The organism is Ensifer sp. Root142 (assembly GCF_001426785.1).
Lineage (GTDB): Bacteria > Pseudomonadota > Alphaproteobacteria > Rhizobiales > Rhizobiaceae > Ensifer > Ensifer canadensis.
The window spans coordinates 110684-124360 of record NZ_LMFK01000023.1; the positions used below are offsets into that span (position 1 = coordinate 110684).

Consider the following 13677-nt stretch of genomic DNA (forward strand, 5'->3'; position numbering starts at 1 on the left):
GCAACAAATTGCGCTGCCTTTTCCTGGAGTTCCGCTTTGCCTTTGTAAACCCCGGTCTCGCTTGTTTCACCACGTACGCCCGATAGCGATCGTCGCTGTCGGATCGCAACTCAATGCGTTCGTCGAGGTGACGGTTCGAGACCGGAATGGCATTGCCGACCTGTCGCCGCACAATTGCTTGTGCGGATCGAACCATCACCAACAACGCTGCCAGACCGCGTCCCCTGAACGGGTGCTCAAACCGTCGTCTTGATGGACTTCCAATCGGAAGAACCAGACGACATGTCTCACACATACCTGGTCCAGTGGACCATCAAACCCAAAATCGCGCCGCGTCCCTGGCTCGCCTGCAACCGTTGCCGAGCAGCACGTCCATTCGAGCCGAGCGGCAAGACACGGCTCAATGCCAATGGTCGGCGGCTGGATGCCTGGCTGATCTATCGCTGCTGCAGTTGCGACAGCACCTGGAACCGCCCCATCTTCGAACGCCGCCACATCCGCGATATCGATCCGCACACGCTCAACGCGCTTCAGACCAATGACGAAGCCTGGATCGAGAAGGTCTCTTTCGATCTCGACGGGTTGCGCCGGGATGCGGGGCAGATCGAGGAGTTTTCCGAGGTTCATGTGCAAAAGACGATTCTGAACCCGGCCGCCGAATCATCCCCGCCTCTGGAGATCGTTCTTGACCTGGCGATGAAAACATCGCTGCGAACGGAGCGGTTGCTATCCATGGAACTCGGCCTATCACGCAAGCGTATCGCCATACTTGAAGAGGCAGGCCGCCTCTCCACAGCACCATCGGGCAAGAACGCTCTACGGCGACCGGTGAAGGATGAAATGCGCATCACCATCGATCTTGCCGGCGAAGCCGATCGTAATGCAATCCTCAGCCGCGCCGGGCCTTAGCCGAAGATTGGCTGGGGTCTCGGCCCCGATCAAAGCGTGAAGAGCACGATGACGACAGCAAAGAGGGCTCCGTGCCATCGGCGCCCTCTCCTCGCATTCACAATCTTTAGAACTTTACGCCGATGCCGACGGTGAATTGATGCTGGTCGAAATCGACGTTGTAGCCGCCGACATCCTTGTCGCCATAGTCGTTGTAGCGATATTCGGCCCGACCGAACAGGCTGTCGGTGAAGGCGTAGTCGACACCGGCACCGATCGTCCAGCCATTGAAGGTTTCCTTTTCCTTGGAAGCCCCAGGCACATCGACAAAGCCGCGCGTAATCGCCCAGCCGCTGGTCGCATAGACAAGTGCCTTGTCGTTGACGACGTAACCCAGACGGCCGCGGACGGAACCGGATACATCGGTTCCGGCTTCCGGAGAGGCGCCGAAGATATCGAAGGTCTTGTCGTTCCAGTTATAGCTGACATCGCCTTCGATACCGTAGACCCAATCGCCTTGTTGGTAGTTGAAGCCGGCGAAGGCACCGAGAAGGCCGCCATTGAAATCCTGTGAAGCGCTTCCGCCCGGCGTACTGAAATCGCCATTAAGCCAGCCGCCACCACCCTGTAGACCGACATAACCGCCGGTCCAGACAAAGGTAGGCGCTGCTTCCACGAGGGGCGCCGGCTCGAGGTTTTCGGTCAGATCGGCGGCCGATGCCGCGGGCGCGAAGGCGGCCGCAGCAATGATTGCAACAAGCACATGCCTGATCATCACAGATGCCTCCTGTTGGTCCGATAGAAAGACTACCAACTTATGTAGGGCGCGTCTGCCGAAAAGGCTCGCTGCAGTGCAAGAATAATGAATTGCGCTTTTAAATCAGCTGGTTGGAAACCGTCAACCGGGCCACGTCGGACACCGTGCCCTGCATCATCAGTTACCGACGATACGAGCGCCTTCCAGCCGATCACCCGGCTTGATGCCGAGCCGTTTGACGGTTCCGGCATTGAGTTCCAGCACATAGGCCACCGGCTCACGCGAATCGATGATCGCCTCGGAAAACGGCACGGCATCCTGATGGATCGTCCGCACAGTACCGCTCTTGTCGATGAACAGCATGTCGAGCGCCAGATAGGTGTTCTTCATCCACATCATCACCCGACGGGTATCACCGAAATCGAACAACATTCCGTGATCGGGTGCCATTGAGCGCCGAAACATCAGCCCCTGCTCCCGCTGATCGGCATCGATGGCAAGCTCGACCGTGAACTCATGGATCTTGTTGTCGGCCGTCACCAGCCGCATCCGGTCGCTGGTGAATTGCGCTTCCGCTAGCGCAAAGGCTGCAAACAGTAGCGCCGACAAAAAAAGCGCCGTGGCGGCGCTTCTTGCAGAAAAGGTTCGAGCCATCGACATCAGTGCGAACGGCTTGTCGGTGTTGGGCCATCGGGATGGATCTCGGCCGCCATCAAGCCCTTTTCACCGTCGCCGAAGCGCACGAGAACCACTTGGCCGGGGCGCAGTTCCGTCAGACCGAAACGGCGCAACGTTTCCATATGAACGAAGATATCCTCCGTGCCCTCGCCGCGCGTCAAGAAGCCGAAGCCCTTGGTCCGGTTGAACCACTTGACCAAGACACGTTCGAGGCCGCTCGTCGGCGTTACCTGCACGTGGGTTCTGATCGGCGGCAGTTGCGAGGGATGAATGGCCGTCGACTGATCCATCGACAGAATGCGGAAGGCCTGGTAGCCACGGTCGCGCTTCTGGATGAGAGCCACGACGCGGGCCCCTTCGAGCACCGTCTGATAGCCGTCGCGCCGCAGGCAGGTCACGTGCACCAGCACATCCTGCATGCCGTTATCAGGCACGATGAAGCCAAACCCCTTGGCGACATCGAACCATTTGATCACGCCGGTGATTTCGACGAGGTCGAGGGCGTCGCTGCCAAAGTCGTCATCATGCATGACGTCTTTTGAAGATGTCCTATCCGCCATTCTCTCCCAGCCCCTCGTTTACGCGCGACTACCGACTACGGTTAACTGATTCTTATTGACCAGAATAACATCGTCCCGCCGCTGGTGCGCAAGACCCTCGGCGTATTTTGGCCTGGATCCAATGTAGGGACGCAGCCTTGCCTCTGGCTTGCTGGCAGATAAGTATACGCCATCTTCTTCGAAACAGGGACATTGCAATGCGTTATCTGCACACGATGGTTCGCGTCAAAAATCTGGACGAGGCCTTGAACTTCTATTGCACGCTTTTCGGCCTCAGCGAAATCCGTCGCTACGAGAACGAGAAGGGCCGCTTCACGCTTGTCTTCCTGGCCGCCCCAGGCGATCTCGACCGGGCAAAGGGCGAACTCTCGCCGTGCCTCGAACTCACCTACAATTGGGACAGCGAAGATTATACAGGCGGTCGCAACTTCGGTCACCTGGCCTATGAGGTGGATGACATTTATGGCTTCTGCCAGCACCTGATGGACAACGGCGTAACCATTAACCGCCCGCCACGCGATGGGCACATGGCCTTTGTGCGCTCACCCGACGGTATTTCGATCGAGATCCTGCAGAAGGGCGAGAACCTGGCGGCGCAGGAGCCCTGGGCGTCCATGGCCAACACCGGCGCCTGGTAAGCCTCGCGCAATTCTGGCCGCCGATGATTGACGTCTGCAGCCGGGAGTTTCGGCTTGGCACAGTCGAGTCGCGGATCCGTTGAATTGACGAATGATCCGGGGCCCGGCATCGACACCGGGCCTTCGCATGCTTGGCGCATGTGGGCTCAAGGTTAGCGCCAGTTTACAAATCACGTATCGTTCAGTAACTTTCCGCGCGAAACGTTGATACGGGGTTCTATCCGCGATGTCTCGTGGCGACGCCCCTAACTGTATTTGGCCTAATCCTTCCCGCGGCGATCCGATTGGTCGCCGCGCGAAATTCGTGTTTGTTTGTTCTGGGCGATGTTTCGGAACTGAGACTTAATGCATGGAAAGGCGACGATCTCGCCGATCATGCACGGAGAGCGGGGATAGGACGTTGCAACATCGGGAAACAAGGGGAGCGCTGCTGGCAACTTTCAGCCGCGCAGCCGCGATATCCGTTTCGCTGTTCGCGTTGAGCGGCTGCGTGTCTGCCGTCGCTGATAGCGAAGCAGCAAATGCGTTGAAGGTAGAGGAAGCGCAAGACGCTCTGCAGGTCGCCGATTCGCCCCAGACCGGCGCGACCGTTCGCGACGCTCAAGTGTCGGCGGTTGGCAGCAACCCGCAGGCATCCCAAGGCAATAGCGCTCTCGCGCCGGGTCAGGCCCCCGCGCAACAGGGTGGGCCGCTGACCATGCAGAGCACGGGCCTGCGTGCGGCCTCATCGAGCATCTATGGCCAGGCTCCGGCCGCGGCCGGTCAAGCGGCGATGGCGGGCGCACAGCCGCAGGCGACGGGCTCCGTCCCGGCCACAGGCGCTGCCCAGCCGAGCATGAACGCAACGACGAACAGCCTCTTCAGCGGCAGCCAAGGACAGGGGCAAATCCAGCCTCAGCCTCAGCCTCAGCCTCAGCCGCAACCCCAGCCGATCATCCAGCCGCAGCAAGGCGCATCGAATGAGACTTCCGGCGCCCCGTCCGATACAGCAGTGATGGCCTATGCCGCCCCGGAAGGCGCTACTCTTCCCGCCTCGGTACCGCTGCCCTTGAGCGCGCAAGCCGCCCTCGGCGGCAAGACATCGCGCGTGCTTCAGCCCGTACAAGCTGTTGAGCAGGCGCAGGCGGCAACAGACGTGGCGACCCAGGCCGCCACGGCCACGCCGAACGCCAAGGCCAGCGAAAGCGGCTCCAAGGAAGTACCGAAGACCTGGACGCTTGCGAGCCTGTTTGCGGGAAAACGCAAGGAGAAACAGCAGCAGGAAACGGCGCGCGCAGCGCAGCCGGCTGAGAAAAAAACCATCACCACCAGCAACGCCAGCCAGCCGCAGATGGCCTCGCTCGCCTATCAGGGCCTGCCCGGCGTCAAGATGAGCCCGCTGTTCAGCGTGGCGCATGAAGACCACGCGGCGGACGAAGAGGACGCACCGGTTCAGGTCGCCTCCCTTTCCGGCTTGGCCCGTCTGGCACCAAGCGGCCTTATCCTGCAGACCGAAAAGGTCGAGGCCGGCTGCTTCAAGCCGGAGCTGATGCAGATGCTCAAACAGGTTGAAACGCATTACGGCCGCCAAGTGATGGTGACTTCGGGCCTGCGCCCGATCAAGGTCAACCGCGCAAAGCAATCCCTCCATACGCGCTGCGAGGCGGCAGACATCCAGGTGAAGGGCGTCAGCAAGTGGGAGTTGGCAGATTTCCTGCGCAGCATTCCCGGGCGCGGTGGCGTTGGAACCTACTGCCACACGGAATCGGTTCATATCGACATCGGCGCCCAGCGCGATTGGAACTGGCGCTGCCGCCGCGGCAAGGGCTGAAGGCAAGCCCTTGTTTCCATGAGCTAATCCGCAGGATCCGTCCATCTTTTCCGGCTTTTGCATTTTTTACAGAAAAATGAAAATTGCCGCTTGCGGTAATCAAATCGCCTGACTATAAGACGCCCACACAGCAAGTGCGCCCTTCGTCTATCGGTTAGGACACCAGATTTTCATTCTGGGAAGAGGGGTTCGACTCCCCTAGGGCGNCGCCCACACAGCAAGTGCGCCCTTCGTCTATCGGTTAGGACACCAGATTTTCATTCTGGGAAGAGGGGTTCGACTCCCCTAGGGCGTGCCACTGTGACCCTCCCCTTCAGATGATTTTGTTATTGGTGATCGGCAGTTTCTTGCCGAGAATTCAGCGTGCGCTCGAATATGCGATGCGCACATGCACGCCGAACGGGTGCAGATTTTTCCGTTTCTTTTTCACGGGAAAAGCACACGAATTTTCAGATTCACGCTTGCAGTCTGCAAAGGCGCTGCCTATAAGGCGCCCACACAGCAAGTGCGCCCTTCGTCTATCGGTTAGGACACCAGATTTTCATTCTGGGAAGAGGGGTTCGACTCCCCTAGGGCGTGCCACTGTGACCNCTGACTATAAGACGCCCACACAGCAAGTGCGCCCTTCGTCTATCGGTTAGGACACCAGATTTTCATTCTGGGAAGAGGGGTTCGACTCCCCTAGGGCGTGCCACTGTGATCCCCTCCCCAGCACATTCGTTTCCGTTTTGGCGCCGATTGCATCGACCCATGCCCCTCGGCTTCAGGCATCTGCGCCATGTTCTTAGCCGTTGATTTTTCCTGCATTTTCCCCAGAAAAACCTCAAAAATCCTGACATTAGCGCTTGCAGCCGGCAAAAGCGCTGACTATAAGACGCCCACACAGCAAGTGCGCCCTTCGTCTATCGGTTAGGACACCAGATTTTCATTCTGGGAAGAGGGGTTCGACTCCCCTAGGGCGTGCCACTGTGATCCCCTCCATCGATCCTCCAAAATCAAAATGGTGAGTGGAAGGCGCGTCTCCTCCTGCGACTTCCGTTCGAGGAAGATGGGAATCGGAACATCAGGTGCCGGCAATAGCCGGGCCATNGCTGACTATAAGACGCCCACACAGCAAGTGCGCCCTTCGTCTATCGGTTAGGACACCAGATTTTCATTCTGGGAAGAGGGGTTCGACTCCCCTAGGGCGTGCCACTGTGACCTTCCCCTCGACATTGTTGATGTTCGGCCTGCACGTCTTCGCAGGACCAAAAATAGTCATGCTCCGTCCCGTGGCGCGGAGTACTTCTGCCCCGTCTCTGACGCAGGTTCACAGGAGATGACTGGACTCGATCCCGGCAGATAGTCATGCATTCCAAGCGGCACCGCAGAGCTTGACGGAATATAGATTCAGGCTGCCGGCTACATTGCCTTGGCAGCGTCGCTTACACGCAACTGCACGCGCCGCTGGCCTTGCCAAAGATCGGCCGAAACCGAACCCGCAACATGAATGGATGCGCCACGGCTGGCGAACAGGAAGTCGCCGAGCGGCGTCTCCACGGCCCGAAAGGCGATACCTTCGAGGCGGCTGCCGTCTTGCCCTTCGAGGGTCACCTTGATGTGGTTGGCTCCAACCTGGCGGCAGTCGCGCAGCCGATGCAGGGGGAAGGCGAAGACCGGCTGCGGATGGGCGGAGCCGTAGGGGCCGGCCTGCTCCAGCAGATCGATCAGTTCCAGCGTTGCGCCAGACGCGCCGAGCGCGCCGTCCACCTTCAGCGTCTGCACCGCAACGAGGTCCCGCACGGCTGCTTCAGCCTTCTCCTCAAAGAATTGGCGCAACCGGCCGAGCTTTGCCCGCTCGACCGTCAGGCCTGCGGCCATGGCGTGGCCGCCGCCTTTCACCAACAATCCGCCGTCGACGGCGGCACGAACCATCTTTCCCATGTCGAAACCAGCAATCGACCGACCCGATCCGGTGCCGCGACCATTCGGATCGAAGGCAATGGCAAAGGTCGGGCGACGGAATTTCTCTTTTATTCTCGCCGCGATCAGCCCGACGATACCGGGGTGCCAGTTCTCCCGCGCCGTCACAATGACGGAGGCGCCCTCGCCCGTGCCGTACTCAGCCAGAACCTCGGCCTCGGCCTCGGCCAACATCGCCGCTTCCATCGCCTGCCGCTCGCGGTTGAGCTCGTCGAGCCGTGCCGCAATCGTTTCAGCCGCAGCACTATCGTCCATCGTCAACAGGCGGCTGCCAAGCGCCGCGTCCCCGATGCGCCCGCCCGCATTGATGCGTGGCCCGACCAGAAAGCCGAGATGATATGGCGTCACGGGACCGCCGATCGCCGCCTTGCGCAACAGCGCGGCCAGCCCGACATTGCCCATATGCCGGGCTGCAATCAGCCCCTTGACCACATAGGCGCGATTGAGCCCCTTCAGCGGCACCACATCACAAACGGTTGCGAGTGCCACGAGATCGAGTTGCGCCAGTAGATCGAAAGTCCCAACGCGCGCATCACCAGCGGCGCGCAGCACCCGCACGGCATTGACGAGAACGAGATAGACGACGCCGGCAGCGCAAAGGTGCCCCTGGCCGGAGAGATCGTCCTCGCGGTTGGGATTGACCAGTGCATGGCATGGCGGCAACGTCGAGCCGACCTGGTGATGGTCGATGACGACGACGTCGATACCGCGTTGGGCCGCGACAGCGAGCGATTCATGGCTGGTCGAGCCACAGTCGACGGTGACGATGAGCCTGGCCCCGTTATCGATCAACTGTTCGATCGCCTGTGGGTTGGGGCCATAGCCTTCAAAGATGCGATCGGGGATGTAGATCTCGACCTCGAGCCCGAAATGTTCGAGGAAGCGCGCCATCAGCGCCGAGGATGCAGCGCCATCGACGTCGTAGTCGCCGAAGACCACTACCTTCTCGCGCCTGGATATTGCCAGCGACAGGCGCTCTGCCGCTTTGCGGCAGTCGGTCAAGGTGTCGGGGTCCGGCATCAGCGAGCGAAGCGTCGGGTCGAGGAAGGTCGCGGCATCGTCGAGCGAAACGCCACGGCCGGCCAGCACGCGTCCAATGAGATCGGAATAGCCATGAACCTGGCTGATCGCCAGCGCGCGGTTCTGCCCGGCCTGGTCGAGACGAGAGACCCAGCGCTGACCGCTGATCGATCGCTCGACGCCCAGAAAAGCTCGCTGTATCGGGTCTACCGGTTCTTCCATGCTGTCCACCTGCCTCAATCTCTTCGTTATTAGCGAACAATGCGCGCACGCAAAACCCGGCATGAAAAAGGCCCCACCGACGCCAATGGTCGATGGGGCCCGTTCTCAACAGCTTTGCACCTTGAGCTAGGCTGCCTTCGGCCGCTCGATGCGGATCACCTGCGGCTCGCCGACCAGATAGCCCTCGCTCTTGATCGCGACGATCGCATCGCGCACCGAATGCTCGGCGGTCGCGTGCGTCACCAAAATGATCGTCTGCGGCTCGTCCGATTCCTTCGGGTGCTTGGAATGCTGCATGATCGATTCCAGCGAAATGCCGTTTTCGGCCATGCGCGAAGCAATGCTCGCAAAGACGCCTGTGCGATCGACGACCTTCAGGCGGATGAAGTAGCCGCCTTCGTGGCTCTGGATCTGCGCGCGCTTGTAAGGCAGCAGCGCATTGGTCGGACGACCAAATGCGGGCACATGCTGGGCGCCAGGGCGGCTCTTGGCGATATCGGCGACGTCGCCGAGAACGGCCGACGCCGTCGCGTTGCCGCCGGCACCCGGACCGACCATCAGCAGCTCGCCGAGAATATCGGATTCGATCGCGACCGCATTGGTGACGCCATCGACCTGAGCGATCACCGAATCATAGGGAACCATCGTTGGATGTACGCGCTGCTCGATGCCGCTTTCGGTGCGCTGGGCGACCCCGAGAAGCTTGATCCGGTATCCGAGATCGGCCGCGGCATTGATATCGTCGATGGAGATATTGGTGATGCCTTCGAGATAGATGTCGTCGGCCGCAATCGCCGTGCCGAAGGCAAGGCTCGTCAGGATCGATAGCTTGTGGGCGGTATCGTTGCCTTCGATGTCGAAGGCCGGGTCGGCCTCAGCATAGCCGAGCCTCTGGGCTTCCTTCAGGCAGGCCTCGAAGGACAGACCCTCCTTCTCCATCTTCGTCAGGATGTAGTTGCAGGTGCCGTTCATGATCCCGTAGACGCGCGAGATCGTGTTGCCGGTCATGGATTCGCGCAGCGCCTTGATGACGGGAATGCCGCCAGCAACGGCAGCTTCGTAGTTGAGCAGCGCGCCGTTGTTCTCGGCAATGGCCGCAAGCTCGATGCCATGTGCTGCCAGCAACGCCTTGTTGGCGGTGACGACATGGATACCACGGCCGAGCGCCGTCTTGACCGCAGCATAGGCCGGGTCGCCGGAACCGCCCATCAATTCGATGAAGACATCGATATCGGCATTGGCAGCGAGCGAGACGGCATCGTCGAACCAGGTGGTCTTCGACAGATCGACTCCACGATCCCTGGAGCGGTCACGCGCCGTTACGGCTGTAATTTCGATTGCCCTGCCACATGTCGTTGCCAGCATCTCGTGACGATCCTGGAGGATTCGCACGAGCGAGGCACCGACGGTACCCAAGCCCGCAATGCCAATTTTGAGGGCATCTGCCATAGCCATTTCCTAACATGTGAGGGTCCCCGCCAGAACGGCGGGGCCGTTGCGGTAGGGGCGCGCGCCTGGCACGCCCCCGTCTTTTACCGATGCGCGTTGAGCGAGATGACGTTGTGCATCGTCTCGTCAGCCGTGGACAGGAACTTCTTGATATTGCGTGCCGCCTGACGAATGCGGTGCTCGTTTTCGACGAGCGCCAGACGCACATAGTCGTCACCCTGCTCGCCGAAGCCGATGCCCGGCGCTACGGCCACATCGGCCTTCTCTACAAGCAGCTTTGAGAATTCGAGCGATCCGAGATGACGGAACTTCTCCGGGATCTTGGCCCAGGCAAACATCGTGGCTGCCGGCGGCGGCACGTCGAAGCCGGCCTTGCCGAAGCTTTCGACCATCACGTCGCGACGGCGCTTGTAGATGTTGCGGACCTCGGCGATGTCGCTGCCGTCACCGTTAAGTGCCTGGGTGGCGGCAACCTGGATCGGCGTGAACGCACCATAGTCGAGATAAGACTTCACGCGCGTCAGCGCCGCGATCAACCGCTCGTTGCCGACGGCAAAGCCCATGCGCCAACCGGGCATGGAAAACGTCTTCGACATCGAGGTGAACTCGACCGCGATGTCGATCGCGCCCGGCACCTCGAGCACGGATGGTGGCGGCGCATCGTTGAAGTAGATTTCCGAATAGGCCAGATCCGACAAGACGATGATGTCGTGCTTCTTCGCGAATGCCACGACTTCCTTATAGAAATCGAGCGTCGCAACCTGCGCCGTCGGGTTCGACGGGTAATTGAGGATCAGCGCCAGCGGCTTCGGGATCGAATGGCGAACGGCGCGCTCCAGCGGCCCGAAGAATGTGTCGTCCGGCTCGACCGAGATCGAGCGGATGACGCCACCGGCCATCAGAAAGCCGAAGGCATGGATCGGATAGGTCGGATTAGGGCACAGGATCACGTCGCCCGGCGCGGTGATCGCCTGAGCCATGTTGGCAAAGCCTTCCTTGGAGCCAAGGGTGGCGACGACCTGCGTGTCCGGGTTCAGTTTGACGCCGAAGCGGCGGGCGTAATAGGCGGCCTGGGCACGACGCAGCCCGGGAATGCCCTTCGACGACGAATAACGATGCGTGCGCGGGTCCTGAACGGCCTCGCAGAGCTTGTCGACAATCGACTGCGGAGTGGGAAGATCCGGATTGCCCATGCCGAGGTCGATGATGTCAGCACCGGCCGCTCGCGCGCTTGCTTTCAAACGGTTGACCTGTTCGAAAACATAAGGCGGCAAACGCCGGACTTTGTGAAACTCTTCCATCTCCAAACCTCGTTTGGCGCACGTATCCGCCAGCGGTTGGCCGTCGCGAAAACATGCGCTTTGGTGAACGGCCGTCATTGCGGCCATTGAACGCTTTGCGTCCAAATCACCTGAAACGCAAGTGCTAATTCGTGATCTGTTTCAACGTGTCGGAGCCGTGGTCTTCGGCAAGCTTTCGCATTTCCTTCATGCGACGCTGATACTCCGCTTCGGAGATGGAGCCGGATTTGCGCGCGGCACCGAGCGCGGACAGCCGCGCCTGCATATCGGCGGCTTCCTGATTGGTCATCTGCTGCGTTGCCGCAGGCTTCTGGCCGTAGACGGAGGGATAATTTTCGAAATCGGTCTTCTGGCTGTTGCAGCCCGCAAGCGTGCCGAGGAGAATGATCCCGGCAACCCAGGTGATGGAGCGCTGTTTTCCGACGGCGAGCATACTGGCAAAGACCTCTGTTTTCGTGGCGCGACGATGCGCTAGCCCTTGTAATCATTTTCGGGCAGAATGTAAAAATACAAAACAAACAAGATGCTGTGGAGGAAACCGGGTGACAGCAGACAGGAATGCCGAAGGCAAGGACGGCTTTGCTGGCTTCGACCCGAAGTCCGTTGAACCCTACATCGTCAAGGATCCCGAAGGCCTCGCGGTCAACCTTGCCCGCGCAATGGAGCAGCTCGGCAAGGCGGCCTCAGCCTGGCTTGCGCCGCGCGAAACCGGCGAAAAATCCGACGTCTTCTCCGAACCTGTCACCGACATGGTCAAAACCCTCTCCAGGGTTTCCGAGTATTGGCTTTCCGATCCACGCCGGACGCTCGAAGCCCAGACCCATCTGATGGGCAGTTTCTTCGAGATGTGGTCTCGAACCTTGCATCGCATGTCCGGTGATGTTGTCGCCACCGATCCCGTGAGCTTGCAGCGCACCGACAAGCGCTTCGCCGACGAGGACTGGGTAAAAAACCCGTTCTTCGATTTCGTCCGGCAGGCCTATTTCATCACGTCGGACTGGGCTGACAAGATGGTGCGCGACGCGGAAGGGCTGGACGACCACACCAAACACAAGGCTGCCTTTTACGTCAGGCAGATTTCGAGTGCGCTCTCTCCGACCAATTTCGTCACCACCAACCCTCAGCTCTACCGGGAAACGGTTGCGACGAGCGGCGCCAATCTCGTCAAGGGCATGCAAATGTTTGCCGAGGACGTGGTGGCCGGTCGCGGCGATCTCAGGATGCGCCAGACCGATACCAGCAAATTCGCGATCGGCGAAAACATCGCGATCACCCCCGGCAAGGTGGTCGCGCAGAGCGACGTCTGCCAGGTGATCCAGTACGAGGCCTCGACGGAAACGGTGCTCAAGCGTCCGCTGTTGATCTGCCCGCCCTGGATCAACAAGTTCTACGTGCTCGACCTCAACCCGCAGAAATCCTACATCAAGTGGGCGGTCGATCAGGGACACACGGTGTTCGTCATCTCCTGGGTCAATCCGGACGAGCGGCATGCGGCCAAGGATTGGGAAGCCTATGCCCGCGAAGGCATCGGCTTTGCGCTCGACACCGTCGAACAGGCGACCGGCGAACGGGACGTGAATGCCATCGGCTATTGCGTCGGTGGAACGCTATTGGCCGCAACACTGGCGCTCCATGCCGCAGAGGGCGACGAGCGCATCCGCTCGGCAACGCTGTTTACCACCCAGGTCGACTTCACTCACGCCGGTGATCTCAAGGTCTTCGTCGACGAAGACCAGATCAGCCAGATGGAAGCCAACATGCGGGTGGCCGGCTATCTCGACGGCTCGAAAATGGCGACCGCGTTCAACATGCTGCGCGCCTCCGAACTGATCTGGCCCTACTTCGTCAACAACTACCTCAAGGGGCAGGAGCCCCTGCCCTTCGACCTGCTCTACTGGAATTCCGATTCGACCCGGATGCCGGCGGCCAACCATTCGTTCTACCTGCGCAACTGCTACCTGGAAAACCGTCTGTCGAAGGGCGAGATGATGCTGGCCGGCAAGCAGGTATCGCTGGGTGACGTCAAGATCCCGATCTACAACCTGGCAACCAAGGAAGACCATATCGCTCCGCCGCGCTCCGTTTTCCTCGGCAGTTCCTCCTTCGGTGGCAAGGTCACATACGTGCTTTCCGGCTCGGGCCACATCGCCGGCGTCGTGAACCCACCGGACAAGGGCAAGTACCAGTTCTGGACCGGCGGTCCTCCCAAGGGAGAGTTCGACGATTGGGTCAAAACGGCCACGGAGACCCCCGGGTCCTGGTGGCCGCACTGGCATCAGTGGATCGAAAAGCTGGACAAGAAGCGCGTGCCCGCGCGCAAGCCCGGCGGCACGCTCAACACGCTGGAAGAGGCGCCCGGCTCCTATGTGCGCGCCCGCGCCTGACCAAAGTG

Annotated in this window: 11 protein-coding genes and 6 tRNA genes; 10 read left to right on the top strand and 7 right to left on the bottom strand. The window is 60.3% G+C overall.

Features of this window, described 5'->3' with window-relative positions; translation table 11 throughout:
- Window positions 1-282 precede the first annotated feature (282 nt).
- Window positions 283-909, top strand: a complete 627-nt coding sequence (locus ASD52_RS21595) for a DUF1062 domain-containing protein (RefSeq protein ID WP_057205010.1) — start codon at window positions 283-285, stop codon at window positions 907-909.
- A gap of 106 nt (window positions 910-1015) precedes the next feature.
- Here ASD52_RS21595 and ASD52_RS21600 read toward each other — a convergent pair whose 3' ends face one another.
- From ASD52_RS21600 to ASD52_RS21610, 3 genes are all read right to left on the bottom strand, one after another.
- A complete protein-coding gene (locus tag ASD52_RS21600) occupies window positions 1016-1663 on the bottom strand; it encodes an outer membrane protein (protein WP_025426887.1) in 648 nt (215 codons plus the stop codon).
- Between the two features lie 159 nt (window positions 1664-1822).
- The gene (locus ASD52_RS21605; RefSeq protein WP_025426886.1) at window positions 1823-2305 is read right to left on the bottom strand and encodes a DUF192 domain-containing protein; all 483 of its coding nucleotides are present in this window, start codon (window positions 2303-2305) and stop codon (window positions 1823-1825) included.
- Entirely contained in the window at window positions 2305-2883 is a 579-nt protein-coding gene (locus ASD52_RS21610) for a cold-shock protein (protein WP_025426885.1), read from the bottom strand. Before ASD52_RS21610 ends, ASD52_RS21605 begins: the two co-directional genes overlap by 1 nt.
- Window positions 2884-3080: 197 nt before the next feature.
- Between ASD52_RS21610 and ASD52_RS21615 the strand changes: the two genes are divergently transcribed.
- The 8 genes from ASD52_RS21615 to ASD52_RS21650 all read left to right on the top strand — a co-directional run bounded on the left by ASD52_RS21615 (window position 3081) and on the right by ASD52_RS21650 (window position 6525).
- On the top strand, window positions 3081-3521 hold the full coding sequence (locus ASD52_RS21615; protein WP_025426884.1) for a VOC family protein: 441 nt from the start codon (window positions 3081-3083) through the stop codon (window positions 3519-3521).
- Window positions 3522-3921: 400 nt separating this feature from the next.
- Window positions 3922-5331, top strand: a complete 1410-nt coding sequence (locus tag ASD52_RS21620; protein WP_057214177.1) for a YcbK family protein — start codon at window positions 3922-3924, stop codon at window positions 5329-5331.
- A 136-nt stretch (window positions 5332-5467) separates the two neighbouring features.
- Window positions 5468-5540: transfer RNA gene (locus ASD52_RS21625), tRNA-Glu, on the top strand.
- Window positions 5541-5554: 14 nt separating this feature from the next.
- Window positions 5555-5629: transfer RNA gene (locus ASD52_RS21630), tRNA-Glu, on the top strand.
- A 209-nt stretch (window positions 5630-5838) separates the two neighbouring features.
- Window positions 5839-5913, top strand: a tRNA-Glu gene (locus ASD52_RS21635).
- Window positions 5914-5950: 37 nt separating this feature from the next.
- Window positions 5951-6025, top strand: a tRNA-Glu gene (locus ASD52_RS21640).
- A 197-nt stretch (window positions 6026-6222) separates the two neighbouring features.
- Window positions 6223-6297, top strand: a tRNA-Glu gene (locus ASD52_RS21645).
- A gap of 153 nt (window positions 6298-6450) precedes the next feature.
- Window positions 6451-6525: transfer RNA gene (locus tag ASD52_RS21650), tRNA-Glu, on the top strand.
- A gap of 207 nt (window positions 6526-6732) precedes the next feature.
- Here ASD52_RS21650 and recJ read toward each other — a convergent pair.
- The 4 genes from recJ to ASD52_RS21670 form a co-directional block, all read right to left on the bottom strand.
- Window positions 6733-8535, bottom strand: coding sequence for a single-stranded-DNA-specific exonuclease RecJ (gene recJ / locus ASD52_RS21655; protein ID WP_057205021.1), 1803 nt, complete (start codon window positions 8533-8535; stop codon window positions 6733-6735).
- A gap of 126 nt (window positions 8536-8661) precedes the next feature.
- Window positions 8662-9984 (bottom strand): homoserine dehydrogenase, encoded by a 1323-nt coding sequence (locus ASD52_RS21660; RefSeq protein ID WP_025426881.1) that lies wholly within the window; start codon window positions 9982-9984, stop codon window positions 8662-8664.
- Between the two features lie 83 nt (window positions 9985-10067).
- Window positions 10068-11285: an LL-diaminopimelate aminotransferase gene (locus tag ASD52_RS21665; RefSeq protein WP_025426880.1), complete on the bottom strand. Its 1218-nt coding sequence runs from the start codon at window positions 11283-11285 to the stop codon at window positions 10068-10070.
- Window positions 11286-11409: 124 nt separating this feature from the next.
- Window positions 11410-11718 carry a hypothetical protein gene (locus ASD52_RS21670; RefSeq protein WP_025426879.1) on the bottom strand — a complete coding sequence of 103 codons (309 nt, stop codon included), beginning with the start codon at window positions 11716-11718 and terminating at the stop codon, window positions 11410-11412.
- Window positions 11719-11827: 109 nt separating this feature from the next.
- Between ASD52_RS21670 and phaC the strand changes: the two genes are divergently transcribed.
- Window positions 11828-13669 carry a poly(3-hydroxyalkanoate) polymerase subunit PhaC gene (gene phaC, locus ASD52_RS21675; protein WP_025426878.1) on the top strand — a complete coding sequence of 614 codons (1842 nt, stop codon included), beginning with the start codon at window positions 11828-11830 and terminating at the stop codon, window positions 13667-13669.
- Window positions 13670-13677: the final 8 nt, after the last annotated feature.

Bases quoted from the DNA above. Each gene is read 5' to 3' on its own strand.
- ASD52_RS21595 (WP_057205010.1), top strand. From the start codon at position 283: ATGTCTCACACATACCTGGTCCAGTGGACCATCAAACCCAAAATCGCG.
- ASD52_RS21600 (WP_025426887.1), bottom strand. From the start codon at position 1,663: ATGATCAGGCATGTGCTTGTTGCAATCATTGCTGCGGCCGCCTTCGCG.
- recJ (WP_057205021.1), bottom strand. From the start codon at position 8,535: ATGGAAGAACCGGTAGACCCGATACAGCGAGCTTTTCTGGGCGTCGAG.
- ASD52_RS21605 (WP_025426886.1), bottom strand. From the start codon at position 2,305: ATGTCGATGGCTCGAACCTTTTCTGCAAGAAGCGCCGCCACGGCGCTT.
- ASD52_RS21615 (WP_025426884.1), top strand. From the start codon at position 3,081: ATGCGTTATCTGCACACGATGGTTCGCGTCAAAAATCTGGACGAGGCC.
- ASD52_RS21665 (WP_025426880.1), bottom strand. From the start codon at position 11,285: ATGGAAGAGTTTCACAAAGTCCGGCGTTTGCCGCCTTATGTTTTCGAA.
- ASD52_RS21610 (WP_025426885.1), bottom strand. From the start codon at position 2,883: ATGGCGGATAGGACATCTTCAAAAGACGTCATGCATGATGACGACTTT.
- ASD52_RS21660 (WP_025426881.1), bottom strand. From the start codon at position 9,984: ATGGCAGATGCCCTCAAAATTGGCATTGCGGGCTTGGGTACCGTCGGT.
- ASD52_RS21670 (WP_025426879.1), bottom strand. From the start codon at position 11,718: ATGCTCGCCGTCGGAAAACAGCGCTCCATCACCTGGGTTGCCGGGATC.